28 protein-coding genes and 1 tRNA gene are annotated in these 24,598 nt (G+C 70.2%); 8 read left to right on the top strand and 21 right to left on the bottom strand.

Annotated elements, in window-relative coordinates; all coding sequences use genetic code 11:
* Nucleotides 1–29 precede the first annotated feature (29 nt).
* The gene (locus tag SCNRRL3882_RS25425; protein WP_029181178.1) at nt 30–359 is read right to left on the bottom strand and encodes a DUF3618 domain-containing protein; all 330 of its coding nucleotides are present in this window, start codon (nt 357–359) and stop codon (nt 30–32) included.
* 94 nt (nt 360–453) lie between these two features.
* Here SCNRRL3882_RS25425 and bcp point away from each other — a divergent pair, with 94 nt between their 5' ends.
* The gene (bcp, locus tag SCNRRL3882_RS25420; RefSeq protein WP_010040010.1) at nt 454–921 is read left to right on the top strand and encodes a thioredoxin-dependent thiol peroxidase; all 468 of its coding nucleotides are present in this window, start codon (nt 454–456) and stop codon (nt 919–921) included.
* Between the two features lie 71 nt (nt 922–992).
* On the opposite strand, the gene SCNRRL3882_RS25415 is transcribed toward bcp, so the two are convergent.
* The 4 genes from SCNRRL3882_RS25415 to SCNRRL3882_RS25400 form a co-directional block, all read right to left on the bottom strand.
* Nucleotides 993–1,724, bottom strand: a complete 732-nt coding sequence (locus SCNRRL3882_RS25415) for an ATP-binding cassette domain-containing protein (RefSeq protein ID WP_029181177.1) — start codon at nt 1,722–1,724, stop codon at nt 993–995.
* Entirely contained in the window at nt 1,721–2,317 is a 597-nt protein-coding gene (locus SCNRRL3882_RS25410) for a hypothetical protein (protein WP_010040003.1), read from the bottom strand. Before SCNRRL3882_RS25410 ends, SCNRRL3882_RS25415 begins: the two co-directional genes overlap by 4 nt.
* A complete protein-coding gene (locus SCNRRL3882_RS25405) occupies nt 2,317–3,600 on the bottom strand; it encodes a DUF7224 domain-containing protein (protein WP_010040001.1) in 1,284 nt (427 codons plus the stop codon). Before SCNRRL3882_RS25405 ends, SCNRRL3882_RS25410 begins: the two co-directional genes overlap by 1 nt.
* A gap of 78 nt (nt 3,601–3,678) precedes the next feature.
* Nucleotides 3,679–4,128, bottom strand: a complete 450-nt coding sequence (locus SCNRRL3882_RS25400) for a hypothetical protein (protein ID WP_231911171.1) — start codon at nt 4,126–4,128, stop codon at nt 3,679–3,681.
* A gap of 512 nt (nt 4,129–4,640) precedes the next feature.
* Between SCNRRL3882_RS25400 and SCNRRL3882_RS25395 the strand changes: the two genes are divergently transcribed.
* Nucleotides 4,641–4,724: transfer RNA gene (locus SCNRRL3882_RS25395), tRNA-Leu, on the top strand.
* A 45-nt stretch (nt 4,725–4,769) separates the two neighbouring features.
* Here the strand turns inward: SCNRRL3882_RS25395 and rdgB are convergent.
* The 4 genes from rdgB to SCNRRL3882_RS25375 form a co-directional block, all read right to left on the bottom strand.
* Nucleotides 4,770–5,372 carry an RdgB/HAM1 family non-canonical purine NTP pyrophosphatase gene (gene rdgB / locus SCNRRL3882_RS25390; protein ID WP_010039999.1) on the bottom strand — a complete coding sequence of 201 codons (603 nt, stop codon included), beginning with the start codon at nt 5,370–5,372 and terminating at the stop codon, nt 4,770–4,772.
* Between the two features lie 147 nt (nt 5,373–5,519).
* Complete coding sequence (locus SCNRRL3882_RS25385; RefSeq protein WP_010039997.1) at nt 5,520–5,918, bottom strand: hypothetical protein; 399 nt, start codon at nt 5,916–5,918, stop codon at nt 5,520–5,522.
* A gap of 142 nt (nt 5,919–6,060) precedes the next feature.
* Entirely contained in the window at nt 6,061–6,798 is a 738-nt protein-coding gene (rph, locus tag SCNRRL3882_RS25380; protein WP_010039995.1) for a ribonuclease PH, read from the bottom strand.
* A 113-nt stretch (nt 6,799–6,911) separates the two neighbouring features.
* Nucleotides 6,912–7,145 (bottom strand): glucose PTS transporter subunit EIIB, encoded by a 234-nt coding sequence (locus SCNRRL3882_RS25375; RefSeq protein WP_010039992.1) that lies wholly within the window; start codon nt 7,143–7,145, stop codon nt 6,912–6,914.
* Nucleotides 7,146–7,451: 306 nt separating this feature from the next.
* On the opposite strand from SCNRRL3882_RS25375, the gene SCNRRL3882_RS25370 reads away from it, so the two are divergent.
* Nucleotides 7,452–8,714 (top strand): PTS transporter subunit EIIC, encoded by a 1,263-nt coding sequence (locus SCNRRL3882_RS25370; RefSeq protein ID WP_029181175.1) that lies wholly within the window; start codon nt 7,452–7,454, stop codon nt 8,712–8,714.
* A gap of 60 nt (nt 8,715–8,774) precedes the next feature.
* Here SCNRRL3882_RS25370 and SCNRRL3882_RS25365 read toward each other — a convergent pair whose 3' ends face one another.
* The gene (locus tag SCNRRL3882_RS25365; protein WP_010039988.1) at nt 8,775–9,527 is read right to left on the bottom strand and encodes an MBL fold metallo-hydrolase; all 753 of its coding nucleotides are present in this window, start codon (nt 9,525–9,527) and stop codon (nt 8,775–8,777) included.
* Nucleotides 9,528–9,739: 212 nt separating this feature from the next.
* Between SCNRRL3882_RS25365 and SCNRRL3882_RS25360 the strand changes: the two genes are divergently transcribed.
* The gene (locus tag SCNRRL3882_RS25360; RefSeq protein WP_010039986.1) at nt 9,740–10,183 is read left to right on the top strand and encodes a type II toxin-antitoxin system PemK/MazF family toxin; all 444 of its coding nucleotides are present in this window, start codon (nt 9,740–9,742) and stop codon (nt 10,181–10,183) included.
* Nucleotides 10,184–10,836: 653 nt separating this feature from the next.
* Here SCNRRL3882_RS25360 and SCNRRL3882_RS25355 read toward each other — a convergent pair.
* From SCNRRL3882_RS25355 to clpS, 7 genes are all read right to left on the bottom strand, one after another.
* Nucleotides 10,837–11,787: a PLP-dependent cysteine synthase family protein gene (locus tag SCNRRL3882_RS25355; RefSeq protein ID WP_010039983.1), complete on the bottom strand. Its 951-nt coding sequence runs from the start codon at nt 11,785–11,787 to the stop codon at nt 10,837–10,839.
* A gap of 6 nt (nt 11,788–11,793) precedes the next feature.
* Nucleotides 11,794–12,072, bottom strand: coding sequence for a MoaD/ThiS family protein (locus tag SCNRRL3882_RS25350; RefSeq protein WP_010039982.1), 279 nt, complete (start codon nt 12,070–12,072; stop codon nt 11,794–11,796).
* A gap of 114 nt (nt 12,073–12,186) precedes the next feature.
* Nucleotides 12,187–12,282 (bottom strand): putative leader peptide, encoded by a 96-nt coding sequence (locus SCNRRL3882_RS42455; RefSeq protein ID WP_010039981.1) that lies wholly within the window; start codon nt 12,280–12,282, stop codon nt 12,187–12,189.
* A 99-nt stretch (nt 12,283–12,381) separates the two neighbouring features.
* A complete protein-coding gene (locus tag SCNRRL3882_RS25340; protein WP_010039980.1) occupies nt 12,382–12,804 on the bottom strand; it encodes a Mov34/MPN/PAD-1 family protein in 423 nt (140 codons plus the stop codon).
* 135 nt (nt 12,805–12,939) lie between these two features.
* Nucleotides 12,940–14,364, bottom strand: a complete 1,425-nt coding sequence (locus SCNRRL3882_RS25335) for an amino acid permease (RefSeq protein WP_010039979.1) — start codon at nt 14,362–14,364, stop codon at nt 12,940–12,942.
* Nucleotides 14,365–14,705: 341 nt separating this feature from the next.
* Nucleotides 14,706–15,314, bottom strand: a complete 609-nt coding sequence (locus tag SCNRRL3882_RS25330; RefSeq protein WP_010039977.1) for a DUF2017 domain-containing protein — start codon at nt 15,312–15,314, stop codon at nt 14,706–14,708.
* 32 nt (nt 15,315–15,346) lie between these two features.
* Entirely contained in the window at nt 15,347–15,664 is a 318-nt protein-coding gene (clpS, locus tag SCNRRL3882_RS25325) for an ATP-dependent Clp protease adapter ClpS (RefSeq protein WP_010039975.1), read from the bottom strand.
* 97 nt (nt 15,665–15,761) lie between these two features.
* On the opposite strand from clpS, the gene SCNRRL3882_RS25320 reads away from it, so the two are divergent.
* Nucleotides 15,762–17,108, top strand: coding sequence for a nicotinate phosphoribosyltransferase (locus tag SCNRRL3882_RS25320; RefSeq protein WP_010039972.1), 1,347 nt, complete (start codon nt 15,762–15,764; stop codon nt 17,106–17,108).
* A 113-nt stretch (nt 17,109–17,221) separates the two neighbouring features.
* A complete protein-coding gene (locus SCNRRL3882_RS25315) occupies nt 17,222–17,812 on the top strand; it encodes an isochorismatase family protein (RefSeq protein WP_010039970.1) in 591 nt (196 codons plus the stop codon).
* Nucleotides 17,813–17,835: 23 nt separating this feature from the next.
* Here the strand turns inward: SCNRRL3882_RS25315 and SCNRRL3882_RS25310 are convergent, their stop codons facing one another.
* Together SCNRRL3882_RS25310 and SCNRRL3882_RS25305 are read right to left on the bottom strand one after the other, a co-directional pair.
* The gene (locus tag SCNRRL3882_RS25310) at nt 17,836–18,180 is read right to left on the bottom strand and encodes a hypothetical protein (RefSeq protein WP_010039968.1); all 345 of its coding nucleotides are present in this window, start codon (nt 18,178–18,180) and stop codon (nt 17,836–17,838) included.
* A 134-nt stretch (nt 18,181–18,314) separates the two neighbouring features.
* Nucleotides 18,315–20,672, bottom strand: a complete 2,358-nt coding sequence (locus SCNRRL3882_RS25305; protein ID WP_029181174.1) for an immune inhibitor A domain-containing protein — start codon at nt 20,670–20,672, stop codon at nt 18,315–18,317.
* A gap of 438 nt (nt 20,673–21,110) precedes the next feature.
* Here SCNRRL3882_RS25305 and SCNRRL3882_RS25300 point away from each other — a divergent pair, with 438 nt between their 5' ends.
* Nucleotides 21,111–21,389, top strand: coding sequence for a hypothetical protein (locus tag SCNRRL3882_RS25300; RefSeq protein WP_010039964.1), 279 nt, complete (start codon nt 21,111–21,113; stop codon nt 21,387–21,389).
* Between the two features lie 23 nt (nt 21,390–21,412).
* On the opposite strand, the gene SCNRRL3882_RS25295 is transcribed toward SCNRRL3882_RS25300, so the two are convergent.
* Both SCNRRL3882_RS25295 and SCNRRL3882_RS25290 read right to left on the bottom strand, forming a co-directional pair.
* The gene (locus SCNRRL3882_RS25295) at nt 21,413–22,153 is read right to left on the bottom strand and encodes an RDD family protein (protein ID WP_010039962.1); all 741 of its coding nucleotides are present in this window, start codon (nt 22,151–22,153) and stop codon (nt 21,413–21,415) included.
* Nucleotides 22,154–22,215: 62 nt separating this feature from the next.
* Nucleotides 22,216–23,943 carry an RDD family protein gene (locus tag SCNRRL3882_RS25290; RefSeq protein WP_078602832.1) on the bottom strand — a complete coding sequence of 576 codons (1,728 nt, stop codon included), beginning with the start codon at nt 23,941–23,943 and terminating at the stop codon, nt 22,216–22,218.
* A gap of 242 nt (nt 23,944–24,185) precedes the next feature.
* Here SCNRRL3882_RS25290 and SCNRRL3882_RS25285 point away from each other — a divergent pair, with 242 nt between their 5' ends.
* On the top strand, nt 24,186–24,596 hold the full coding sequence (locus tag SCNRRL3882_RS25285) for an SsgA family sporulation/cell division regulator (RefSeq protein ID WP_010039957.1): 411 nt from the start codon (nt 24,186–24,188) through the stop codon (nt 24,594–24,596).
* The last annotated feature ends 2 nt before the right edge of the window (nt 24,597–24,598 follow it).

Below are 24,598 nucleotides of genomic sequence, written 5' to 3'. Positions count from 1 at the left end.
TGTCCTCCCCGAGAACGTACGCGGTCGGGTCAGCCCTTGCGCCGCCGCGTGCTGACGGCGAGCAGCCCGACCAGACCGACGACGACGAGCGCGACGGGCACGACCCGCTCCAGCCGCGGCGCCCCGTCCTCGTCCACGAACCGGGACCGCACGTCCGTGACGGCCCGGTTGACCTCCACGTACGCCCGCCCGAGGGTGTGATCGATGTTGGACGCGACCTTGGCCTTGGCGTCCCCGACGATGGTCTTCGGGTGCACCCGCACGCCGATCTCGTCGAGGGTCTCGGCCAGGGTCGCGCGGCGGCGCCTGATGTCCGCCTCGATCTGCGCCGGGGTTCTGGTGTCCGCCGTGTCCGCCACCGTGTCGCCTCCGAAGTCGGTGTGAAGCCTGTGCGGACAGTCTGTCAGCTCCACGGCTCATCGCACTGCCCCGACCCCCGGTTACGCTGGTCCGATGAGCGAGCGACTCCAGCCGGGGGACGTGGCCCCCGCCTTCACCCTGCCCGACGCCGACGGCACCGAGGTGTCCCTGTCGGACCACAAGGGCCGCAAGGTCATCGTGTACTTCTACCCGGCCGCCCTCACCCCCGGATGCACCAAGCAGGCCTGCGACTTCACGGACAACCTGGAGCTGCTGGCCGGCGCGGGCTACGAGGTGATCGGCATCTCCCCCGACAAGCCCGAGAAGCTGGCCAAGTTCCGTGACAAGGAGTCGCTGAAGGTCACCCTCCTCGCCGACCCGGACAAGCAGGTGCTGGAGGCCTACGGCGCCTTCGGCGAGAGGAAGCTGTACGGCAAGACGGTCGTCGGCGTCATCCGCTCCACGGTGATCGTGGACGAGGAGGGCAAGGTCGAACGGGCCCTGTACAACGTCAAGGCGACGGGCCACGTGGCCAAGATCATCAAGGATCTGGGGATCTGATCCGGTCGAGCGGGGCGCGGACGACCGACGCGGGCCGAGATGATCTCGGCCCGCGTCGGAGACCGAGCGGGTCAGGCCGACTCGAGCAGGGTCGTATAGGCCCCTTCGGCAGCCCGGCCCTGCGCCGTGCCGGGCGGGGTGTGGGCGAGGAACTCGCTGGTCGAACCGCTCTGCACGAGACGTCCGCCCACCAGGACGGACACGTGATCGGCCTCTTCGGCGAGGTCGGTCACGTCGTGCGTGGACAGCAGGATGCGGACCTCGCCCTTGACCGAGGCGAGGAGATCGCGGAAGACCCGTCGCTGACGTGGGTCCATGCCGGCCGTGGGTTCGTCCAGGAGGAGCACCCGTGCGTCGTGGACCAGGGCGCAGGCCACACCCACGCGCCTCAGCTGGCCGCCCGAGAGCCGGCCGGTGCGGGTGGCGGCGTGCTTCGACATCTCGACGCGGGACAGCGCCCGAGGAGCGCTGGCCCAGGCATCGCCCCTGCTCATTCCCTTCAGCCAGCCCACGTAAGCGACGTACTCGCGTGCCGTGAGCGAGGGCAGGGGGGTGATGTTCTGCGGCATCCAGGCCACCGTCCGCCGGTAGTCCTTGCTCCTCGCGTCGAGTCCGTCCCACGTCACGGTTCCCCGCTGGGGCGTGGTGACGGCAGCGGCCAGCTGCAGCATCGTGGACTTCCCGGCCCCGTTCGGTCCGAGCAGGATGGTCAGCCCGTCCGGAAGGCGGTAGGTGAAGTCCTTCAGCACGGCAGCCCGCCGTCGGCCGTAGGCGAAGGTGCAGGAATCGAGAACAAGCGTCATGCGGCTCTCCGTGCGAAGCGGTTCGGTGGAAGGAGGTGGGCACCGACGCCGACGGTGAGCATCAAGAGGGCTCCCGTGGAGGCGTACCAGGTGTCGGGCGGTTCGAGGAGTACGGTCCACGGGTAGGCGTCGCCGGGTGCTCTCATGCCGAAGAGCACGCCGAGCAGCGGCCACAGTGCGGGAACGAGGATTGCGGATCTCCCGAAGAGAGCCCCGCACAGCAGGGTGAGGCCGGCGAGGAAGGCCGTGTTGCGGCCCAGTGTCTCGGCGGATGCGGCTCCGGTGATCATGGCGATCAGTTCACCCACGGCACTTGCGAGGGCCACCACGCCGAGCGCGAGCAGGACGTCGAAAAACCTGACGGGCCGGATTCCGGTGTTCTCGGCGGCGTCCAGCCGGGTGTGCAGACAGTCGAAGAGGACCGAGGTCAGCACGAGCGGGACGAGTGTGGCGGCCTGCACGAGCTCGGAGCCGCCGGACCAGATGGAGGGCAGGAAGAGGGGGGTGTCCTGAACGGTCGCCGCCAGCAGCGCGAACATCAGGAAACCCAGGGGCAGCCGGGTGTGGGCGCGGCGGGCGCGCAGCCACCACATCACGTTGTCGTCCCGTCTTCCTGGCAGGCCTCCGCCACGGTCGTCTCGTACCAGTCCATTTGCCGGGCCTCGCTCAACCGCAGGACCTTCGCCACCCCGTCCTGGATACGGCTGCGTTCCTGAGGGGTGAAATCGGGTTCGGAGCTGAGCCGTCTCAAGTAGGTGTCCGCCTGCCCGACTTTGGAGGACACCCAGTAGTACACGAGGCGGGCGGGGCCGGTGGCGGGAGGGGCGCATTCGAAATGCACCACTTCGCGGGCGACCTGGTAGCGGACGGTGCCGGTCGCCTCGCCGACCCCGAGTGGGACGGTCCAGTCGTCCTTCGTGGACGGCTCGGGATACCGCAGGTTGAGAGAGGTGTCCTTGATGGTCGTCGGTTCGGCGGGCAGACCGGCTCGACGCAGGGATTCCAGCGTCGCCTCCGCCTCCTCGGTGAGAGCGGAGATGTGTTCGGCGCGCGCCTCGGGCACACAGATGCGGGGGGACTGTCCGGCACAGGCGATCGCGCCGTGCCCGGTGCTCCGGGGGCCTATGTAGCTCCAGTCGCTGACCAAGGAGAACGATCCGAACGCGCAGGCGATGACGAGTGCTCCCGCGACGGCTCCGCGCAGCCAGCGGGAAACAGGTGCCCAGAGCAGAGCCATGGCGACGGCGGACCCGACGGCGAGCAGGAGGGGAGCCGCGAGGGCGGCGGCGGTGGGCAGTTCGCCGAACATCATCTTTCCGGCGAAGAGGCCGGTGAGGTGCCGGGGCCACGGTGTCTCCAGTCCCGTGGACCAGCCGACGGCCAGGAAGTCGGTGACCGCGATGATCGGCACTACGGCGATGTGCCGAACGGTGGCTCCGACGGCGAATCCGACGATGCCGTGGGCGACGCAGAGCACCAGTGCGAAGGCCAGCAGCGTGAGGCCGGGCACGTCGGGCGCGACCTGCTCCTGGACGAGGGCGCACAGCGTGGGGAGGATGAGGAGCGACCAGGCCAGCGCGACGACGGGCGACAGGTGCTGTGCGGCGATGGTGTAGCGCGATCGCACCGCCCCCAGCCTCCAGATTCCGGAGGCTCCCAGCTTCCGCGCCTCCCAGGCGGCGAGGCCCGAGGCGACCGCGAAGGCCACGGGCAGCAGGTTGCGCAGCACCGCGTCGACCACGGTGGCGGAGTAGCCCAGCGGATCGATGCGGAGGTCGTCACCGAGATCGGTGGCGTAGTAGGCGAACACGAGAAGCAGGGCGACAGGCGCGACCCGCAGCGCGCTGCTGGACCTGATGAGTGTGAGGGGTTTCACTTCTTGGCTTCCTGGAGCGGTCCGAAAAGGGGGCGTGGTGCCTCGCCGTCGGCGAGGCACCACGCTGCAGAACACTGATCAGGAATCGGCGAGAGTGGTGTCGACTCCCGCATAGGTCGCCCACAGCAGGCAGCACGCGTTGCTTCCGCCGCCGACGTTGTCGAGCTGGAAGAAGTAGTCCGACTCCTGCGGCAGGCCGTTGTACTCGCCCCGGCTCGCGTAGGTCGTGCCGTTGAAGCAGTTGGTGAAGGTCTTCTCACCGTAGAAGTCGTTGGCCGACAGCGCGTCGTAGTCCCACAGCTCGACCCCGGTGGTCTTGCTGCCGCCCTGCACGGTGCAACCCTTGAAAATGATCTCCGTGTAGCTCTCGTCCGCCCAGTAGCGGGACTGCCCGTTGGCGCCGCCACCGTCCGTCCACGAGTTGATGCTGCTCGACCAGTTGGCCCAGGCACCCGAGGACAGCGCGAGGGTGAAGGCTGACGCCATCGCGACCACGGCGGATACGCGCTTGGAGGATCTGCCCGACATGCGGGAACTCCGAATCTCCCGCCCGATGCGGCCCCCCACGAGGCCTGTCCACATCAGGCGAGGCGTGGAAGCTATCGAACAGATGATCTTTCAGTCAATGTGACGTAAAAATCTCGTGCCTCTCAGCGCCGACCCGAGCCGGCCAGGTGAAGGGTATGAACGACCTGCACGGATGCGGTGATCCGGGTGGCCGGGCACTGCGGTCGCGAAGGAACTCCAGGCCACGCGGGTGGCGACGGCCCGCTCGACGAGCGGGCGAATCTTCGCGGGAGAGCGACCGTGGCAGACGGCCCAGACCTCCTGCCGCACCACCTCCGGCGACAGCGACCGAAGCATTTCAGCCGACCCTCCTTGAAAGAGCTTTCAGCTACTGGTATGCGTCCGGCTCCTCCAACTGCCCATCGGAGAAGGACAGTTACCGCAGGGCGTGGCATGGCGTGGCATGGCGGTCGATCACATCAACGGGGACGCCGGAGCCGGCGAGCGGCTCCCGGTACGATGACAGGCGGCTGGCGGCGGTGGCGCAACGGCGACGCAGCAGGTTTAGGTCCTGTGGCCCCTGACCGGGCTTGAGGGTTCGAATCCCTTCCGCCGCACGCAAAGAGGGGCCGCCCCGCTCGGGCGGCCCCTCCCTTGGTCCCTCAGCCCAGCAGCTCCCGAACCACCGGCACCAACGCCCGGAACGCCTTCCCCCGGTGACTGATGGCGTTCTTCTCCTGCGGGGTCAGTTCCGCGCAGGTGCGGGTCTCGCCCTCCGGCTGGAGGATCGGGTCGTAGCCGAAGCCGCCGGTGCCGGTCGGCTCGCGGCGCAGCACCCCCCGTAGCTGCCCCTCGACCACGCGCTCCGTGCCGTCGGGCAGGGCGAGGGCCGCCGCGCAGGCGAAGTGGGCGCCGCGGTGGTCGTCGGCGATGTCGGAGAGCTGGGCGAGGAGCAGGTCCAGGTTGGCCTTGTCGTCGCCGTGCCGGCCCGACCAGCGGGCGGAGAAGATGCCCGGGGCGCCGTTCAGGACGTCGACACAGAGGCCGGAGTCGTCGGCGACGGCCGGGAGCCCCGTCGCCCGGGCCAGGGCGTGGGCCTTCAGCAGCGCGTTCTCCGCGAAGGTGACGCCCGTTTCCTTGACGTCGGGGATGTCCGGGTAGGCGTCGGCCCCGACGAGTTCGTGGGGCAGCCCGGCTTCGGCGAGGATGGCGCGAAGTTCGGTGATCTTCCCGGCGTTACGGGTGGCGAGGATCAGGCGACTCATGGCCACACAGTAGCGAGCGGGCCAGGTCACTCGAAGCGCCGGGGAACATCGCCCAAGGGGCGCGGGGAACTGCGCGATCAGCCACGACGCACCCGCAGCCGGCCACCACCGGAACCCGGCAGACGAGTAGCCCGGCCCAGCGCGGCGTTACGGCGTGCAGACCTTGGTCAGTTCGCCCGCCGCGTCCGTGACCGGGCTGATGTCGGGCGTCTCGTCGCCGTTCTTGACCGCCGTACGGACGTTGCCGACAGCCTGGTTGAGGTCGTCGACGGCCTTGTTGACGTCCGCGTTGTCGGTCTTGTCGCCGATCTTGTCCAGGTTCTTGTCGATGGAGTCGAGGGACTCGTCGAGCTGCGTCGGGTCGTTCGCGGCGTTGTCCACGGCCTGCTGGAGTTCCGTGACGCTGTCGGCGATGGCGTCGGCGGTCTGGACGCAGTCCAGCGCCTTGTCCACGGCGGCGCAGCCGGTGGTGAGTCCGGCGGTCAGCGCGACGGCCGCCAGGGTGGCGGCGACGGCTGCGGTGCGACGTCGGCGGCTCGCGGCCATGGAACGGTCCCTCTCGTCGGTCGGGCCGGGCGGCCCGTGCGGCTGGCCGGACGCACAGGGATGAGCCGTGCGCCCGTACTCCTTCAGACGCGGGCGTGCTCGGCACGGTTGCCCGTGCCGAGCACCTGTCTTGGTGCGCCCTTTACTTTTGGAGGACGGTATCAAGCGCCGCGCGCTGGTGGGCGGCGAGTTCCGTGCAGCCGGCGACGGCGAGGTCGAGGAGGGCGTTGAGTTCGTCACGGGCGAAGGGTTCGGCCTCGGCGGTGCCCTGGACCTCGACGAAGCGGCCGTCGCCGGTGCAGACGACGTTCATGTCGGTGTCGGCCTTGACGTCCTCCTCGTAGCAGAGGTCGAGGAGGGGGACGCCGCCGACGATGCCGACGGAGACGGCGCTGACGGTGCCGGTCAGGGGCTGGCGGCCGGCCTTGATGAGCTTCTTGCGCTGTGCCCAGGCGACGGCGTCCGCCAGGGCCACGTAGGCGCCGGTGATGGCCGCCGTGCGCGTGCCGCCGTCGGCCTGGAGGACGTCGCAGTCGAGGACGATGGTGTTCTCGCCGAGTGCCTTGTAGTCGATGACGGCGCGGAGCGAACGGCCGATGAGGCGGCTGATCTCGTGGGTGCGGCCGCCGATGCGTCCCTTGACGGACTCGCGGTCGCCGCGGGTGTTGGTGGAGCGGGGCAGCATGGAGTACTCGGCGGTGACCCAGCCTTCACCGCTGCCCTTGCGCCAGCGCGGGACGCCTTCCGTGACGGAGGCGGTGCAGAAGACCCTGGTGTCGCCGAAGGAAACGAGGACGGAGCCTTCGGCGTGCTTGCTCCAGCCGCGTTCGATGGTGATCGGGCGGAGTTGCTGGGGGGTGCGGCCGTCGATTCGAGACATGCCGCCGAGCCTATCCGTACATGCGGAAGGAGCCCCTCCCGCGGTGGGGAGGGGCCCTCGCAACCGACCCCGGGGGCCGGTCAGGGGGTGAAGCCCGGGACGATCCCCGCGCTTCACATCATGTCTTCGATCTCCGCGGCGATGGGGTCGGCGTCGGTGCCGATGACGACCTGGATCGCGCTGCCCATCTTGACGACGCCGTGGGCGCCGGCGGCCTTCAGGGCGGTCTCGTCGACCTTGGCGGGGTCCACGACCTCGGTCCGCAGGCGGGTGATGCAGCCCTCGACCTCTTCGATGTTGTCGATGCCGCCGAGCCCGGCAACGATCTTCTCAGCCTTGGTGGCCATGTTCGTTCTCCCTGATCCGAACCGCTTTGTCGCAGTAACCCACAGCCGGCCCGACTGTGCGAGCGGCGATGTCGTGGTGCCGAACGATGGTGTCACGTCAGTGTGCGACCGTCCGTTCGACTGGTCTACACCACGAGCCTGCCTCTCGACAAAGACGGGTTCCACTCGTTCGGCCTACCGTGCTACAACTGGTCTACACCACTCACTGGTGGAGGTCGCGCGGTGGAGACCGCGTTCCCCTTTTGAGACGCCGCCGTCCCCCGTCGAACTCTTCCTGGGCGGCGCCGTGCCCCATGGAGGAAGTTCATGTCCACAGCCACAGCCGCGCCCGCGAGCCCGAAGAAGGGGTCTGCGGTGATGGCGGTCCTGCAGCGTATCGGCCGCAGCCTCATGCTGCCCGTCGCCGTGCTGCCGGCCGCCGCCCTCCTGGTCCGCCTCGGCAACACCGACATGCTGGGGCGGGAGTCGTTCCCGGAGTTCATCACCAAGATCGCGGGCTTCATGACCGCGGGCGGCAACGCGATCCTCGACAACATGCCGCTGCTGTTCGCCGTGGGCATCGCGATCGGCTTCGCGAAGAAGTCGGACGGCTCGACCGCTCTCGCCGCCGTCGTCGGCTACCTGGTCTTCAAGAACGTGCTGGCCACGTTCACCGACGCCAACCTGCCCAAGGTGGCGACGGCGGTCGACGGCAAGGTCGTCATGACGGACGCGCCCGTCGACGCCAAGGTGCTCGGCGGTGTCGTCATGGGCCTCGTGGTGGCCCTGCTCTACCAGCGCTTCTACCGCACCAAGCTGCCCGACTGGGCGGGCTTCTTCGGCGGCCGCCGCCTGGTCCCGATCCTGTCCGCCTTCGCGGGCCTGGTCATCGGCATCGTCTTCGGCTACATCTGGCCGGTCCTCGGTACGGCCCTGCACAACTTCGGTGAGTGGCTGGTGGGCTCCGGGGCCGTCGGCGCGGGCATCTTCGGTGTCGCAAACCGTGCGTTGATCCCGATCGGCATGCACCACCTGCTGAACTCCTTCCCCTGGTTCCAGGCCGGCACCTACGAGGGCAAGAGCGGCGACATCGCCCGGTTCCTGGCGGGCGACCCGAGCGCCGGACAGTTCATGACCGGCTTCTTCCCGATCATGATGTTCGCCCTGCCGGCCGCCTGCCTGGCGATCGTGCACTGCGCCCGGCCCGAGCGCCGCAAGGTCGTCGGCGGCATGATGTTCTCCCTCGCGCTGACCTCGTTCGTCACGGGCGTCACGGAGCCGATCGAGTTCACCTTCATGTTCATCGCCCCGGTGCTGTACGCGATCCACGCCGTGCTGACCGGTGTCTCGATGGCGCTGACCTGGGCCCTGGGGATGAAGGACGGCTTCGGCTTCTCGGCCGGCGCTGTGGACTTCTTCCTGAACCTGGGCATCGCGACCAACCCATGGGGGCTGGCCCTGGTGGGCCTGTGCTTCGCGGCGGTCTACTACGTGGTCTTCCGCTTCGCGATCACCAAGTTCAACCTGCCGACGCCGGGCCGCGAGTCCGACGAGGAACTCGCCGAGCTCCAGAAGGCGGAGGCGAAGTAGCCGCACACGGTGAAGGCCCCGGAACCGCTTCGGTTCCGGGGCCTCGTCGTGCTCGGGTGCTCAGATCTCGTACGTCTGCCGGGGCGCCGCCAGGTCCACCGGACCGTCGTAGACCGCGCGGGCGTCGGCGAGGTTGGCCTGCGGGTCCGTCCACGGCGGGATGTGGGTGAGGACCAGACGCCGGGCACCTGCCCGGGCCGCCGTCTCGCCCGCCTCGCGGCCGTTGAGGTGCAGGTCGGGGATGTTCTCCTTGCCGTGCGTGAACGCCGCCTCACACAGGAACAGGTCGGCGTCCCGGGCGAGTTCGTCCAGGGCGGGGCTCACGCCGGTGTCGCCGGAGTACGTCAGGACCTTGCCGTCGTGTTCGACGCGGATGCCGTACGCCTCCACGGGGTGGGCCACCCGCTCGGTGTGCACCGTGAACGGGCCGATCTCGAAGGTGGACGGCTTGACCGTGTGGAAGTCGAAGACCTCGCTCATGGAGGAGGCGGAGGGGGTGTCGGCGTAGGCGGTGGTCAGCCGGTGTTCCGTGCCTTCCGGTCCGAAGACGGGCAGCGGATCACAGCGGCCGCCGTCGTGGCGGTAGTAGCGCGCGACGAAGTACGCGCACATGTCGATGCAGTGGTCGGCGTGCAGATGGCTGAGGAAGATCGCGTCGAGGTCGTAGAGACCGCAGTGGCGCTGCAACTCGCCCAGGGCACCGTTGCCCATGTCGAGAAGCAGCCGGAAGCCGTCGGCCTCGACGAGGTAGCTCGAGCAGGCCGATTCCGCGGACGGGAACGACCCCGAGCAGCCGACGACGGTGAGCTTCATGAAGCAGAAACCTCCGCTGGCGGGAATGTCTGAGAGGGGCGTCGGGGGTCGTGCGGTGCGTCGAGCGTAAGGCGCAAAACCTCCGGTCGCTCCTCCGCCAAGGGCTGTTGTGGGCGAACTCACCTGTGGTGTCACCGGTTCGGCTGGCAGCGCCGGGTGTGATCCTCGTGAGAAGGGCGCGGGGGAGGGGATGGCGCCGGTAACGTCTCAGTATGGACACGTCCTGGTGGCTGGCGCTCGCCGCGGTGGTACTGCTCGCGCTCGTCGCCACGCTCGTCGACGGCTGGGGTCGGCGGTCGTCGGCGCGGCGGGGCCGGACGGCGGCGCGGACCGCCGCGGTGGCGGGGCTGCCGCAGCCGGCGGAGATCTGGTGGGCGGACGTCCCCTACGAGGACGAGGCGCGCACGAAGGACCGGCCGTGCCTGGTGCTTGCGGTGCGCGGGGAGCGGGCGACGGTCGCGAAGATCACCACCCGGTTCCGCCACGGGCGCACCGGCGTGATCCCCCTCCCCCCGGGCTCGGTCGGCGACGCCCAGGGCCGCGCGAGCTTCCTGGAGACGGACGAACTGCGGGAGGTCCCGGTGTGGGGCTTCCGCCGACGCATCGGCGTGGTGGACCCGGCCCTTTGGGACCAGGTGCGATACCTGACCGGCTGAGAGCCGGGACGCACCGTGCGACGCCCGCACGGAGACCCGCGGCTGGCCCAGCCCGGGGGCCGGACGTCGGCCGGGTTCGCGGGCCGGACGGATCGGTGCACGGGCCGGGCGGCTCGGCCGGGCGGGGGCGGACGGATGGACTGGACGCACGAGCAGGGCGGACCAGCCGGGCGAAAGCCGAACGGGACGGCCTCGCGACAGCCCGATGCGCCGGCCCGACGCGCGAGCCGGGCGGATCGGCCCGCGGATCGGCCGGCGCGACGACCGACCGGGACGGCCAAGCGTGACAGCCCGCAGCCGGTCCGGCGGCCCGCGCCGAGGGCCGGGCAGTGGCTTCGGCCGGCCCTCGGCGGCCGGCCTCGCCGCGGCTGAGGAGGAGCAAGTGCAGCACCAGCGCGGCAGCGTGACCGCCCTGCGGCACCGGCGTGCCCGGCCGACTACCTCCGGGCAGCCCGCAACCGGACCGGGCCGAGGACCGAAACGCGCCCGGCAGCCGCTGGAAACGAACTCGCCACCGGGCCGGACCGGAAACCGAACCACGCCCGGGCGGCCGCCCCACCGCGCCGGGACCGGGCCAGACCTGGCCGGAGGCGCCGGTGGGAAACGTGAAGGGCCGGAGCTCGCTCCGGCCCTTCACGGTGTTCGGCGTCGGGTTACGCCCAGAGCTGGCCCTGGAGCGTCTCGATGGCCTCCTCCGTCGTGGCCGCCGTGTAGACGCCCGTCGACAGGTACTTCCAGCCGCCGTCGGCGACGACGAAGACGATGTCGGCCGGCTCACCGGCCTTCACGGCCTTCTTGCCGACGCCGAGCGCGGCGTGCAGCGCGGCGCCCGTGGAGACGCCGGCGAAGATGCCCTCCTGCTGGAGCAGCTCGCGGGTGCGGGTGACCGCGTCCGCCGAGCCGACCGAGAAGCGGCTGGTGAGGACCGACGCGTCGTACAGCTCGGGGACGAAGCCCTCGTCGAGGTTGCGCAGGCCGTAGACCAGGTCGTCGTAGCGCGGTTCGGCGGCGACGATCTGGATGTCCGGCTTGTGCTCGCGCAGGTAGCGGCCCACGCCCATGAGCGTGCCGGTGGTGCCGAGGCCCGCCACGAAGTGCGTGACGGAGGGCAGGTCCGCGAGGATCTCGGGGCCCGTCGTCGCGTAGTGGGCGCCCGCGTTGTCCGGGTTGCCGTACTGGTAGAGCATCACCCAGTCCGGGTGCTCGGCCGAGAGTTCCTTGGCGACGCGCACGGCGGTGTTGGAGCCGCCGGCCGCCGGGGAGGAGATGATCTCGGCGCCCCACATGGCCAGCAGGTCCCGGCGTTCCTGGGAGGTGTTCTCCGGCATCACGCACACGATGCGGTAGCCCTTGAGCTTCGCCGCCATGGCCAGGGAGATGCCGGTGTTGCCGCTGGTCGGCTCCAGGATGGTGCAACCCGGGGTCAGGCGGCCGTCCTTCTCCGCCTGCTCGATCATGTGCAGGGCCGGGCGGTCCTTGACCGACCCGGTCGGGTTGCGGTCCTCCAGCTTCGCCCAGACACGGACCTCGGCGGACGGCGACAGCCGCGGCAGGCGCACCAGGGGGGTGTTGCCGACCGCGGCCAGGGGTGAGTCGTATCGCATCGGTGATCAGACCATGCCGCCGGCTACGGCCGGCAGGATCGTGACGTTGTCGCCGTCCGTCAGCTTGGTCTTGATGCCGTCGAGGAAGCGCACGTCCTCGTCGTTCAGGTAGACGTTGACGAAACGGCGCAGCTGGTCGCCGTCCACGATGCGGGCCTGGATGCCGGCGTGCCGCGTCTCGAGGTCGGCGAACAGCTCGGCGAGGGTGTCACCGCTGCCCTCCACCGCCTTCTGACCGTCGGTGTACTGGCGGAGGATGGTCGGGATGCGGACCTCGATGGCCATGGCTCAGGGCTCCTGTCGGGAGTAGTCAGTCGGGCGCGCGGCAGCGCAAGAACAGCGGGGTGGTGCGTGTGTGCAGCGCCGCGGCTCACGGCCGTACGGCGGCAGGGATCGGCGTCAACAGATGGCGCTGGCGAGCCTGCACAGGTCGACGTGCAGCCGCGCAACGAGCAGCAGGCCCGGCGTCTTGTCGCTCACGTCGTGGAAAACCATGCGGTCATCGTATCGATTCCCGGTCCGGGTCCTGGAATGTGATCCCACATCGCGGACGTTTTCGGGCCGGGGAGTGAGACCGCACTGTTCAGGCCCCGCTCAGTACGCCTCGACGATCTCGACCTCCTCCTCCGTGACCTCGCCCTCCACGATCCGGAAGGAGCGGAACTGGAACTCGCCGGCCCCGTCGGTGTCGGCCGTGGAGACGAGGACGTAGTGCGCGCCGGGCTCGTTCGCGTACGAGATGTCGGTGCGGGAGGGGTAGGCCTCGGTCGCCGTGTGGGAGTGGTAGATCACCACCGGCTCCTCGTCACGGTCGTCCATCTCGCGGTAGAGCTTGAGCAGGTCGCCGGAGTCGAACTCGTAGAACGTGGGCGACATGGCCGCGTTCAGCATCGGGATGAAGCGCTCGGGGCGGTCCGAGCCCGCGGGGCCCGCGATCACGCCGCACGCCTCGTCGGGGTGGTCCTTGCGCGCGTGGGCGACGATCTGGTCGACGAGGGCCTGGGTGATGGTCAGCATGTTCGTCAGGATAAGCAGAAGGGCCGTTCCGTACCGATGGATGGTACGGAACGGCCCACATGCCGGACGCCCTGAGCGGCAGCCGCCGGGGAGTGCCACGAGTACTCCCCGCGGCGGGACGTCCTCGCGGGTTGGTCAGCCGACCTTCTCGAACTCCGGGTCGCGGCGCTCGGCGATCTGCGGGTTGCGGCTCTTGAGGACCGCCCAGCCGATGCCCAGGGCGACGGCCCAGCCGGCCGCGACGTACAGGCAGACCCGCGCGTCCTTGTCGTACGCGATCATGCAGGTCACGCCGACGAGGAAGAGCAGCGCGACCCAGCTGAAGAGCGCACCGCCGGGAGCGGGGAAGGACGAGGCGCGCAGCCGGCCCGCGTCGACCGCGGCGCGGTAGCGGATGTGGCTGACGAGGATCATCATCCAGGTCCAGATGCCGGCCGCGGTGGCGACGGAGGTGACGTAGAGGAACGCCTTCTCCGGGACGACGTAGTTCAGGACGACGCCGATGCCCATGAGCGCCACGGAGACCGTGATGCCGACGGCGGGCGTCTTGCGGGCGTTGAGCTTGCCGAAAGCCTGCGGGGCCTCGCTGTTGGCGGCCAGGTCGCGCAGCATCCGGCCGGTCGAGTACATGCCCGAGTTGCAGGACGACAGGGCCGCGGTGAGCACCACGAAGTTGACGATGCCCGCGGCGAGCGGGATGCCGATCTCGCCGAACGCGTGGACGAACGGGCTCTCGCCGGCGGAGAACTCGGTCCACTTGACGACGGAGAGGATCACCAGCAGGGCGCCGACGTAGAAGACGATGATGCGCCAGGGCAGGGTGTTGATGGCCTTGGGCAGGGTCTTCTCGGGGTTCTCGGACTCGCCCGCGGTGACACCGACGAGCTCGACGGCGAGGTAGGCGAACATGACGCCCTGGAGCGTCATCAGGCTGGAGCCGATGCCGTTCGGGAAGAAGCCGTCGTGCGACCAGAGGTTGGAGACGGTGGCGGTGTCACCGGCGTCGGAGAAGCCGAGGGTGAGCACGCCGAGACCGATGACGATCATGCCGATGATGGCCGTGACCTTGATCATCGAGAACCAGAACTCGACCTCGCCGAAGATCTTGACGGAGATCAGGTTGACGCCGAAGAGCACCACCAGGAACACCAGGGCGCTGACCCACTGCGGGATCTCCGGGAACCAGAAGTGGATGTAGATCGCGGCGGCCGTGAGCTCGGCCATGCCGGTGACCACCCACATGAGCCAGTACGTCCAGCCCGTGACGAACCCGAAGAACGGGCCGAGGAACTCGCGGGCGTACTCGGCGAAGGAGCCGGAGACGGGGCGGTACAGGAGCAGCTCGCCCAGGGCCCGCATGATGAAGAAGATGACGACGCCCGCGAGGGCGTACATGAGGATGATGCTGGGGCCGGCCTTGGCGATGTTCGCTCCGGCACCCATGAACAGACCGACGCCGATGGCGCCGCCGATCGCGATCATCTGGACCTGGCGACTGCCGAGTCCGCGCTCGTACCCCTCTTCGGAGACGTTGTCCGTGTCGACCTGCGCAGAGGTCATGTGTGGTGCGCCTTTCTCCATGCCGACCCGGACCTTCGTCGGCCTCGGATCGGGTCTCGATCCCCCCGGAATGATGGAGCGGTGCCTGGCCGACGGTTGTCGGCTCGGTGGCGCACCCGGCCGGACATTCGGGTGGTGTCGGCCGGGCGGTCGTGAAGATTTATCACGGCCGCAACACTGATCACCTGGGTGGATTGTGACGCACCGCACAGGGAAAACCGGACAAAGCGCAGCCCAAGGCGGCATAGAAGACGGGCACAGTGACGCGATCGTTATCCGGATTTGAGTGTCCTCTGAGCGAACACCGATCGGTCACCCGGCGGTCACGGAACCTGCACGGATCAGGGCATAAGGGTTCCGACCAGCGTCTCCTGGAGTCCACCCAGCCAGAGGTAGGCCATCACCATCGGCTTGCGCGGGTCCTCGTCCGGGAGGCGGTAGAGGAGGTCGGTGTCCTCCTCCTCGGTGATCTCCAGCCGCGAGCCGATCGCGAGCCGCAGGTCGTTCAGGGCCGACAGCCACTGCTGGGACTCCTCCACCGACAGCTTCAGCACCGCGCCGCCCTCGCCGGCCGAGGCCGAGGAGAGCGCGTCCAGGGACCGGATCACGGCGAGGGCGTTGTCCCGCTTGCCGGCCCGCAGGTCGTTCTCGGTGTAGCGGCGGAACTCGGCGGAGTACGCCCGCTGCTCCTCGGCGTCCCGGGGCGAGGCGGGCTGCTCGGGGTCGCTGTAGGCGTCCGGGAACAGGCGCCTGAGCACCGGGTCGGCGGGCGGCTCGCTCGGGCCCTCCGCGAACAGCTCGGCGAGCGGGTCGCCGGGGGCGTCCTCGGCGGGGCCGGGGCCGATGAGCTCCAGGAGCTGGACGGCCAGCGACCGGATGATGGAGATCTCGACGTCGTCGAGGGCGACGGCCGCGCCGCCGCCGGGAAGCGGTTCGAAGGTTCCGGGCATGAACGCCTTTTCGCTGCTGGGCGGGGAGCTGGCTACTTGCGGTCCTGCTGGAGGGTGGCCCACAGGCCGTAGCCGTGCATGGCCTGCACGTCGCGTTCCATCTCCTCGCGGCTGCCGCTGGAGACGACCGCCCGGCCCTTGTGGTGGACGTCGAGCATGAGCTTGGTGGCCTTGTCCTTGGAGTAGCCGAAGTACGTCTGGAAGACGTACGTCACATAGCTCATGAGGTTGACCGGGTCGTTGTGCACGATGGTGACCCAGGGGACGTCCGGCTCGGGTACGGCGAAGACCTCCTCCGCCGACTCGGTGCGTTCGATCTCCAGGGGCGCGGGTGACGTCACACTGCCCATGCTGCCACCCGAGGGGGGTAGTCGCACAAACGGGCCTGGAAGCCGGGGGCCTTGATGAAAATCGTCAGACTGACGAAATGGGGGTACCATCCTCGTCATGAACACAGCGGACCTTGGGCTGCCGGTGGATGTTCCCTCGACGGCGCTCTTCACGGACCAGTACGAGCTGACGATGCTGCGGGCCGCCCTGGAGGCGGGCACGGCCGAGCGGCGGAGCGTGTTCGAGGTCTTCACCCGGCGCCTGCCGAACGGGCGCCGCTACGGAGTCGTGGCGGGCACCGGGCGGGTCCTGGACGCGGTGGAGAACTTCCGTTTCGACGCGGGCGTGCTCGACTTCCTGCGCGAGCGCGAGATCGTCGGCGAGGAGACCCTCGCATGGCTCGCCGGCTACCGCTTCAGCGGGGACATCTGGGGCTACCCCGAGGGCGAGGTGTACTTCCCGGGCTCGCCGATCATGCGGGTCGAGGGCACCTTCGCCGAGTGCGTGCTGCTGGAGACCGTGATCCTGTCGATCCTCAACCACGACTCGGCGATCGCCGCGGCCGCCTCGCGCATGTCGTCGGCCGCCGGGGACCGGCCGCTGATCGAGATGGGCGCCCGGCGCACGCACGAGCTGGCGGCGGTGGCGGCGTCCCGGGCCGCGTACGTGGGCGGCTTCGCGACCACCTCGGACCTGGCCGCCGGGTTCCGCTACGGCATCCCCACCGTCGGCACCTCCGCCCACGCCTTCACCCTGCTGCACGACAGCGAGCGGGACGCCTTCCAGGCCCAGGTGAACACGCTCGGGCGGGGCACGACGCTGCTGGTGGACACGTACGACGTCGCCGAGGCGGTCCGTACGGCCGTGGAGGTCGCCGGGCCCGGGCTCGGAGCGGTGCGGATCGACTCCGGCGATCTGCTGCTGGTGGCGCACCGGGTGCGGCAGCAGCTGGACGAGCTGGGCGCGACCGACACGAAGATCATCGTGACCTCGGACCTGGACGAGTACGCGATCGCCTCGCTGGCGGCGGCGCCCGTGGACGCGTACGGCGTCGGTACGCAGCTGGTGACCGGGTCCGGGCACCCGACGTCCTCGATGGTCTACAAGCTGGTCGCGCGGGCCGAGTCCGCGGAGCCGAACGCTCCGCTGGTGCCGGTGGCGAAGAAGTCGAGCGGGGGCAAGACGTCCGTGGGCGGGCGCAAGTGGGCCGCGCGGCGGCTGGACTCCTACGGGGTCGCCGAGGCCGAGGTGGTCGGCACCGGGCCGGTGCCGACGGAGCTCGCGGACCGGCAGCTGCTCGTGGAGCTGGTCAAGGGCGGCGAGGTGGTCGCCCGTGAGCCGCTGGACGCGGCGCGGGACCGGCACGCGGCGGCGCGTGCGGGGCTCCCGATGTCGGCCACGCAGCTCTCGCGCGGGGAGCCCGTCATTCCGACGGAGTACGCGCACGGCGCCTCGGGTAGCTAGGGGATGTGCCGCGATGCGCCGAGCCGTGCCCCCTCCCGTCTCCTCCCCCATGTCAATAGGCTCGGAAGTTCACCGGCCGGGCTTGCCGACCTCATAGCCGAAGGACACCGACCATGCGCCGCGCCTTGATCGTCGTAGACGTGCAGAACGACTTCTGCGAGGGGGGCAGCCTCGCGGTGGCCGGCGGTGCCGATGTGGCCGCCGCCGTCACCGAGCTGATCGGGCAGGCCGCCGGGTCCGGCTACCAGCACGTCGTGGCCACCCGCGATCACCACATCGCCCCCGGCGGCCACTTCTCCACCAACCCCGACTACGTCCGCTCCTGGCCCGCGCACTGCGTCGCCGGCACGGAGGGCGTCGGCTTCCACCCGAACTTCGCCCCCGCCGTCGCGTCCGGCTCCGTCGACGCCGTCTTCGACAAGGGCGCGTACGCGGCGGCGTACAGCGGCTTCGAGGGCACGGACGAGAACGGCACGCCCCTGGCCGACTGGCTCCGCTCCCGCGAGGTCACCGAGGTGGACGTGGTCGGCATCGCCACGGACCACTGCGTACGCGCCACGGCCCTGGACGCCGCGAAGGAGGGCTTCCGCACGCACGTCCTCCTCGACCTCACGGCGGGCGTGGCCCAGGAAACCACCGAGCGGGCCCTGGAGGAGCTCCGCGAGGCGGGCGTGGAGCTGTCGGGCAAGCCGGTCGTCCAGTGACCCGACAGGCCCGGCCCTGAGGGTCAGGTCTGGGCTGTCGGGCGCCGCAGGAGGGCTCTGATCGGGCGCCACAGTTCCAGGGCGAGGTCGGGGCCGGTCACGACACCGTTGTCAGGGGCCGTGCGCCATATGAGGCCGTCGGGGTGGTGCAGGACGGCCGTGATCTCGTCGGGGGACGGCGGGGCGGCGTTGCCGCGCAGGTAGACCGCGCGCAGGCCCAGGTTGCGGAGCCTGGTCAGGGCTCGGGCACGGTTCGCCGCGTGGACGAGCACGCGGACGGATCCGGGGCCGTCGGCGGCGGGACTGGGCAGGTTCAGCGCCACCACCACGGTGCCGTTCGGCAGCTTGCAGAAGCCTCCTGCGGCCATGCGGTCATACCCCCGTGTCGGTCGGTGCGTCGGTCGGTGTCAATAAGAGAACCACAGGACGCACCTAAACACGGATCGGCGGCGACCCGCCAGGGGGTCGCCGCCGATCATGCTCTGACCTGCGAAAACGCGATCTACTTCGCCGCGGGGCCTACTTCGAGCTCGATCGTCGAGCCGTCCTTGGCCTCCTTGATGATCTTGATCTTGGTATTGGTGTCAGTGATCTTGACGCCGCCGGTCTTGTTCGCCTCGTCGTAGTAGGTGTTCACTCGGTCGTTGAAGACCGACACCCCCTTCGACGACGGGATGCTCGTGGCGACGTCCGCGTTGTGCAGCGTGATGCCGTCCGTGCGGTACAGGCTGAACGGCGAGTCGTAGGCCTGGATGCGGTTGCGCATCAGCGTGCCGTCGGTCCACTTCAGCGCCTTCGGGTGCGAGTCGACCGGCAGCAGCAGACCCGTGCCCGGGTGGACGCTGGTGTTGTTGTCCTGCTGGGAGGTGTCCCACTTCCAGATCAACAGACCGTTCTGGTACGGGTAGTGCTCCACCCAGTCCGGACGGGTCTTGGAGAAGCCGAAGTTGTACGGGCCGACCTTGAGGGTCTTGTCGTACGACACGTACTGGCGGTTCTCCGCGATGTAGTACTGCGCGTAGTCCTTGGTGAAGGACGCGCCCATGCGGGAGAAGCCGTTCGCCTTCCAGGCCGGGTCCGCGGACTCGGCGTCGTCGGAGAAGACCGCGGCGCCGTCGGCGGTCACCGTGATGCGGTCGGCCGTGAAGCCCTTCTGGGCCACGCCGCCGTCGGTCTGGTAGCGGAAGCGCAGGTCGATCTTCTTGCCCGCGTAGGCGTCCAGCGGGAACGCCAGCTTCCTGTACGCGCCGGACGTGCCGGTCAGGACCGGCTTGTCGCTGCCGTCACGCGGGAGCGGCTGGCCGTCCACCGTGCCGTCGAGCGGGGTCCAGTTGGCGCCGCCGTCGGTCGACACCTCGGTGTAGAGGTAGTCGTAGTTGGCCTCGATGTCGTACCAGCCGTCGAGCGTCAGGGACGCCGACTTCTTGCCGGTGAGGTCGACCGAACGGGCCAGCGTGTTCTTGAGGTTGTCGCCGCTGCCGCTCCACCACTGGTTGGTGCCCTGCGCGGGCTGCACGATCTCGGTGGTGACCTTCTTCTTGGGCAGCTCGACCACGAGGCCCTGCTTGTGCTTCGTGTTGTACTCGGCGACGCCCAGCTTGTGCCACGAGTTGGTCGCGGCCTTCGCGGTGTCGTACTTGAGCCACCCCAGCTGGAGCTTGTCCCAGGCGGTCATGTCGCCGGGCAGGTCACCGATCTCGTTCTTGCCGGTGCCGAGCCAGGAGCCGGAGGACATCAGGGTCCAAAAGCCGGTGGAGTTGTCGCCGCCGCCGCTGGTGTCGTAGTGGTCCGGCAGGCCGAGGTCGTGGCCGTACTCGTGGGCGTAGACGCCGAGTCCGCCGTTCTCCGGCTGGACGGTGTAGTCGCCGACCCAGATGCCGGTGTCGCCGATCTTCGCGCCGCCCAGCTTGTTGTTCTCCGGGCCGGTGGCGCCGGCGTCGGTGCCGAAGGCGTACCAGCGGTGGGCCCAGATCGCGTCCTCGCCCTGGGCGCCGCCGCCCGCGGACTCGTCCTCACCGGCGTGCACGACCTGGAAGTGGTCGATGTAGCCGTCGGACTCGTTGAAGTCGCCGTCGCCGTCGAAGTCGTAGCGGTCCCACTGGTCGTACTGCTTGACGTCCGCCTTGATCTCGGCGTCGGTCTTCCCAGCCGCCTTCTGCTGGGAGACCCACGCGTTCAGACCGTCGCTGACGACGTTCCACACGCTCGGGCAGTTGGTGTCACCGCAGGCGTTGTTGCCGTAACGGGCCTCGTTGTAGGGGACCTTGACCCAGTCGGAGACCTCGCCCTCGACCGAGTAGCGGCCGGAGGACTGCTTCTCGTAGTACTTCTTCACCGACTCGGCGTTCTTGCCGGTGCCGAAGTAGAGGTCCTCGAAGTACTTCTGGTCGTAGTCCGCGCGCCAGGCCGTGGAGTTGTCCTTCGTGCGGTCCGGCTTGGCTATCTGGTTGTGCAGCGGGCCGGGCGTGCCGCCGAACTCGCTGATCTGGTCGCCGAACTCGACCAGGATGGTGAAGATCTTGTCGGTCTTCTCGCGGCCGAGCTCGACGTACTTGCTGTCGCCCTTCTTGCTCTTGAGCTGGACGACCTTCGAGCCGTCACGGTTCTTCACCGTGGACTTGCCGGATATGACCTGCTTCAGGGCCTCCTGGCGCTGAGCCTCCTGGGTCTTGCTCAGCGGGCCTTCGAGGTCGTGCTCGCCGTGGTGACGATCCGCCGGGTCGTGCCGGTCCACGGTGGTGGACCTGGGAGCGGAGGTGTCGTCGGCCTGGGCCACGCCGTACACGGAGACGGTGGCCGTGGCCGCCGCGAGCGCCACGCCTATGGCTGCCGCTCTGAACGTCCAGGGTCTACTGGTCACTTGAGTTCCTCCCCCGCGTTCGTGCGCGCGGAGGAAGAGGTCTGGTGTGAACGGAGTCCGCGCGCGCGTGATCAACGCGTGTAGTCAAGTGACGACATTTGACTAGAGGTTTAGAAGAAAAGACAGATCTTGACTTGGACAGGTCAAGTGCACTATGCGGAGTCCATGTTCGTTTTGCGGACAACCGTTCGGGTGCCCGGCAGGCACCCGCCGACGTCCGGCAGGCACGTGCCACCGTCCGGTGGGCGCGCGCATATGTCCACTACCTGGACGCCATGACTCCGTGCGCCCCCTGTGCTCCGGCCCTGTTGATTAGGTCACGCTTACCGTTCGTTCCACTCGGGCACCCTGCCGATGAGAATGTCGCTTGGCAGAACGCCCGGAAGCCGGCGGAACGCCAGGCCGACACCCCCGTGGACCCCCACTTTCGAGGACATGATGGCCATGCCCCGTCCGACCGCCGCACAGCTCGCCTACGGTTCCTGCACCGTGATCCTCTCGACCCTCGCCATGCTGCTGCTGTCACAGACGAGTTCGGGCGTGGGGATCGCGATCATCGCCGTCGCGGCGCTCGCCCTCGGGCTGCTGGTCGCCATGACGGTGCCGCTGCCCGGGAAGCGCCCGGCCGCGGTGGAACAGCCCGCGCCCGAGGAACCCGTGCGGGCATCGGTCGCCGCACCGGCCCCGGAGCCGGTGCGGGAGCGGGCGGTCTCCTGACGGCTGTGTGATGCGTCCGGGCCTCAGTTGGTACTGACCACGACCGTTTTGGCCGCCTTGTCGTGCGGGCCCTGCCGGTAGGGCCGGTCGAAGAGGATCCAACCGCCCGAGATCACGAGCCAGACGCAGAAGCAGCAGAAGAAGCACGGGATCCACAGCACCGCCGCGCGCATCAACGCGTTCTGCACGGAGGGCGTGGCGCCGTTGTCGAGGTTGGCCACGCGCAGGTGCAGCAGTTTCTTGCCGAGGGTCTGGCCGGTCCGCGCGGTGAGGAAGGTGTCGTAGGCGATGTAGAGGACGGTGGCGACCGCCGACTGCCAGAAGGACTTGCCGGCCTCGATGCGGTCGCTGTCCACGTCGTACTCGTTGACGCCGAAGCCCCAGGTGAGCAGCACGACGACGGCACCCACCAGGATCACGTCGATGATGCGGGCGAGCGCGCGCTTGACGCCGTCGGCGAGCGGGGGCATGCCGGCGAGGGGGTCGGTGGGGTAGGAGCCGCCGCCGTAGGGGGAACCGCCGTAAGGGCCGCCGCCGGGAGGACCGCCATAAGGGCCACCGCCCTGGCCGCCGCCGGGAGGACCGCCGTAGGGGCCACCGCCCCGGCCGCCGCCGGGAGGGACATCGCCGGGGCCGCCGCCCGGGTATCGCGGGTCGTAGGGCGAGCCCGCGCCCTCGCCGGGCTGCTCGCCCGGGGGCCGCTTCTTGAGCGGATCGTCTTCCGGGGGCTGCTGACCGGAGCCGGGGGGCGGTTCACTGCTCATGGCCCGAGTCGACCGCGAACCCCCCGGCTCCGCATCCGGCAGACGGCCGTCCGAGGTACGGCTCAGCCGGCCACGAACGTGTGCGCGACCTTGTCGTGCCAGCACTGGCGCCACGGCTTGTCGAAGAGGCACCAGGCGATGCCGACGATCCCGACGACGAGGAGTCCGGGCACGCTGTAGACCACCCAGCGCCGCAGCGCCGCGCCGAACTCCGGGGCGTCGTGGCCTTCGATGTCCCGCACTTCGAGACCCATCAGCTTCTTTCCGAGGGTGCGGCCCCACTTGGCGGTGGGCAGCACCTCGGAGACGACGCCGACGAGCAGCAGGACGGCCAGGACGATGCCGAGGTACACCGACGTGGTGCCGTCGAGCAGCCAGACCGTGACGGTCTCGCCGGAGAGTTTGGCCGCGTCGATCTTCTCGTTGACGTGGTCGATCGCCTTGATGCCGAGCGGTACGGCGGCCCCGGCGGTGACGCCGGCGAGGACGAGGGTGTCCAGCAGCCGGGCGGCCAGCCGCTTGCCGAGCCCCGCGGGGCGGGCCGACGCCTGGCGCCGGGCGGCCGCCTGGAACACGTCCTCGGTCGGCGGCTTCCAGGGCGCGACGGGCTGCTCGTCGCCGCCCGCTCCGGCGAGCCGGTGCACCTGCTGCGCCCAGGAGGACTGGCCGCCTCCGGAGCCGGCGCTGAGCGGCGTGGCGGAGGCGGCTGGGCCGGGCTGGGGGCCGCCGGACTGCGCGGGCTGGGGGCCGCCGGACTGCGCGGGCTGGGGGCCGCCGGACTGCGGGGGGACGGTGGGCGCCGCCTGGGGCCCGGACAGCGCCGTCGGGGCGGCCGCGGAGGCCTGGGCGCCGGCGCCGGCCTGTGCGGCGGCCCGGGCGGCGGCGGCCTTCCCGGCACCGAAGCCGGGGCGGTGCGAGGCGTCACCGGAGGCGGCCGCGCCGCCCTGCGCGCCGAACGCGGGTCCCGCCGGGCTGCCGCCCGGGCCGGCCTGGGCCCCGAAACCGGACCCCGCCGAGCCCGGCGCCCCGAAGCCGGCCGCTGCTCCCTGAGAGCCGAAACCCGATCCTGGCGGGTTGCCGCCGGATCCGCCCGGCCCGCCCTGCCCACCGAACCCGGACCCCGCCGGGCCACTGCCCGAACCGCCCGAGCCCGCGGAAGCGGCCGGGCCCTGACGCGGCGACACCGCGCGGAACGTCATCGTGCCCTCGTCGGGGGCATCGGCGGTGGCGCCTCCTCCGGCCTTCCCCGTCGGGCGGCGGAAGACGAACGTGCTGCCGGCGGCCGCGGCGTCCGCCTCCTGGTCCGCGGGAGGGACATCGGCCGTGCCGTCGGCGGCGGGCTCCCCGGCCGGCTGCCGGTCGGCGTGCGGCACCCTCGGGTCCGCGCCCTGCGCGGCCTGCTGTGCGCCCCACGAGACGCGGCGGTCCTGGTCGCCGCCGAAGCCGGACTGGCGGGAGCGGTCGGCGCCCCACGCCGACGCGGGTTCGGGACGGCTGCCGTGCTGGGCGTCGGCAGGGGACGGCTCGTCGACCGGGTCCTCGTCGAAGAAGTGCGGGCCGGTCTCCTCGACCGAGGCGGAGGCGGCGCCGGAGGCGGAGGCGGCGCCGGGCTGTTCCGCCCCCGCACCGGGCGGCGGCGCGAGCGTCTCGCCGTCCTTGGGTGCGGGACGGCTGGTGCCCGGCACCCAGGAGGCACCGTTCCAGTACCGGACATATCCAGGAATGGACGGGTCCGGGTAATAACCTTCGCGGGGCCTGTCGTCACCGGGGGCCGGGGTTGGGGCGCTCATCTCCGTCGTCCCGTATCTGCTCGAGGGCCAAATGGGGGCCTCCACATCTATCAGACGTGCGCAACCCCCACCGCCGCTCCCACCGGACCCACCCCTTTCGAGCACCGATGTGCTACGCGTCGCACGCCCCGCGCCTCCCCCTGCGAAAAAACTTCCGGCAACGCGCGTAATGCCGCCGCGCCCGCGCGCTCTCTCCTCCCGACCGGCCCTCGCGGGCAGCCTGCAGAGAGGGGAACACCGCCATGCGCACCGTGGTGGAACGCGAACTGGAGCTGAAACTCGTCCTGTCGCCGGAGCGCCGGATCCCGGTGCCGGCCCGGCTCGGGTACGTCACCGACGATCCGTACGCCGTCCACGTCACCTTCCACATCGACTCCGCGCACCCCGTGCACTGGACGTTCGCCCGGGACCTGCTGGTGGAGGGCGTGTTCCGGCCGTGCGGGCGGGGGGACGTGCGGGTGTGGCCGACGAAGGCCGAGGGGCGCACCGTCGTGCTGGTGGCGCTGAGGTCACCCGACGGGGACGCCCTGCTGGAGGCCCCGGCGGCCCCGGTGTCGGCCTGGCTGGAGCGCACGCTGCGGGTGGTCCCGCCGGGGACGGAGGGTGAGCAGCTCGGTCTCGACGACGAGCTGGCCCAGCTGCTCGCCCAGTGAGG

It is taken from the genome of Streptomyces chartreusis NRRL 3882 (assembly GCF_900236475.1).
Classification (GTDB): domain Bacteria; phylum Actinomycetota; class Actinomycetes; order Streptomycetales; family Streptomycetaceae; genus Streptomyces; species Streptomyces chartreusis_D.
This window is presented reverse-complemented; position numbering and strand designations above follow the sequence as displayed.

Coding starts and splice junctions, on each gene's coding strand:
- rdgB (WP_010039999.1), bottom strand. CDS start 5,372: ATGAGTCGCCTGATCCTCGCCACCCGTAACGCCGGGAAGATCACCGAA.
- SCNRRL3882_RS25340 (WP_010039980.1), bottom strand. CDS start 12,804: ATGCTGACCATCACCCAGGCCCTCGTCGACCAGATCGTCGCCCACGCG.
- SCNRRL3882_RS25375 (WP_010039992.1), bottom strand. CDS start 7,145: ATGGCCACCAAGGCTGAGAAGATCGTTGCCGGGCTCGGCGGCATCGAC.
- SCNRRL3882_RS25365 (WP_010039988.1), bottom strand. CDS start 9,527: ATGAAGCTCACCGTCGTCGGCTGCTCGGGGTCGTTCCCGTCCGCGGAA.
- SCNRRL3882_RS42455 (WP_010039981.1), bottom strand. CDS start 12,282: ATGGTTTTCCACGACGTGAGCGACAAGACGCCGGGCCTGCTGCTCGTT.
- bcp (WP_010040010.1), top strand. CDS start 454: ATGAGCGAGCGACTCCAGCCGGGGGACGTGGCCCCCGCCTTCACCCTG.
- SCNRRL3882_RS25330 (WP_010039977.1), bottom strand. CDS start 15,314: ATGCCCGGAACCTTCGAACCGCTTCCCGGCGGCGGCGCGGCCGTCGCC.
- SCNRRL3882_RS25320 (WP_010039972.1), top strand. CDS start 15,762: ATGAACACAGCGGACCTTGGGCTGCCGGTGGATGTTCCCTCGACGGCG.
- SCNRRL3882_RS25315 (WP_010039970.1), top strand. CDS start 17,222: ATGCGCCGCGCCTTGATCGTCGTAGACGTGCAGAACGACTTCTGCGAG.
- SCNRRL3882_RS25290 (WP_078602832.1), bottom strand. CDS start 23,943: ATGAGCGCCCCAACCCCGGCCCCCGGTGACGACAGGCCCCGCGAAGGT.
- SCNRRL3882_RS25310 (WP_010039968.1), bottom strand. CDS start 18,180: ATGGCCGCAGGAGGCTTCTGCAAGCTGCCGAACGGCACCGTGGTGGTG.
- SCNRRL3882_RS25360 (WP_010039986.1), top strand. CDS start 9,740: ATGGACACGTCCTGGTGGCTGGCGCTCGCCGCGGTGGTACTGCTCGCG.
- clpS (WP_010039975.1), bottom strand. CDS start 15,664: ATGGGCAGTGTGACGTCACCCGCGCCCCTGGAGATCGAACGCACCGAG.
- rph (WP_010039995.1), bottom strand. CDS start 6,798: ATGTCTCGAATCGACGGCCGCACCCCCCAGCAACTCCGCCCGATCACC.
- SCNRRL3882_RS25350 (WP_010039982.1), bottom strand. CDS start 12,072: ATGGCCATCGAGGTCCGCATCCCGACCATCCTCCGCCAGTACACCGAC.
- SCNRRL3882_RS25400 (WP_231911171.1), bottom strand. CDS start 4,128: ATGTCGGGCAGATCCTCCAAGCGCGTATCCGCCGTGGTCGCGATGGCG.
- SCNRRL3882_RS25370 (WP_029181175.1), top strand. CDS start 7,452: ATGTCCACAGCCACAGCCGCGCCCGCGAGCCCGAAGAAGGGGTCTGCG.
- SCNRRL3882_RS25300 (WP_010039964.1), top strand. CDS start 21,111: ATGGCCATGCCCCGTCCGACCGCCGCACAGCTCGCCTACGGTTCCTGC.
- SCNRRL3882_RS25335 (WP_010039979.1), bottom strand. CDS start 14,364: ATGACCTCTGCGCAGGTCGACACGGACAACGTCTCCGAAGAGGGGTAC.
- SCNRRL3882_RS25285 (WP_010039957.1), top strand. CDS start 24,186: ATGCGCACCGTGGTGGAACGCGAACTGGAGCTGAAACTCGTCCTGTCG.
- SCNRRL3882_RS25355 (WP_010039983.1), bottom strand. CDS start 11,787: ATGCGATACGACTCACCCCTGGCCGCGGTCGGCAACACCCCCCTGGTG.
- SCNRRL3882_RS25385 (WP_010039997.1), bottom strand. CDS start 5,918: ATGGCCGCGAGCCGCCGACGTCGCACCGCAGCCGTCGCCGCCACCCTG.
- SCNRRL3882_RS25410 (WP_010040003.1), bottom strand. CDS start 2,317: ATGTGGTGGCTGCGCGCCCGCCGCGCCCACACCCGGCTGCCCCTGGGT.
- SCNRRL3882_RS25295 (WP_010039962.1), bottom strand. CDS start 22,153: ATGAGCAGTGAACCGCCCCCCGGCTCCGGTCAGCAGCCCCCGGAAGAC.
- SCNRRL3882_RS25415 (WP_029181177.1), bottom strand. CDS start 1,724: ATGACGCTTGTTCTCGATTCCTGCACCTTCGCCTACGGCCGACGGCGG.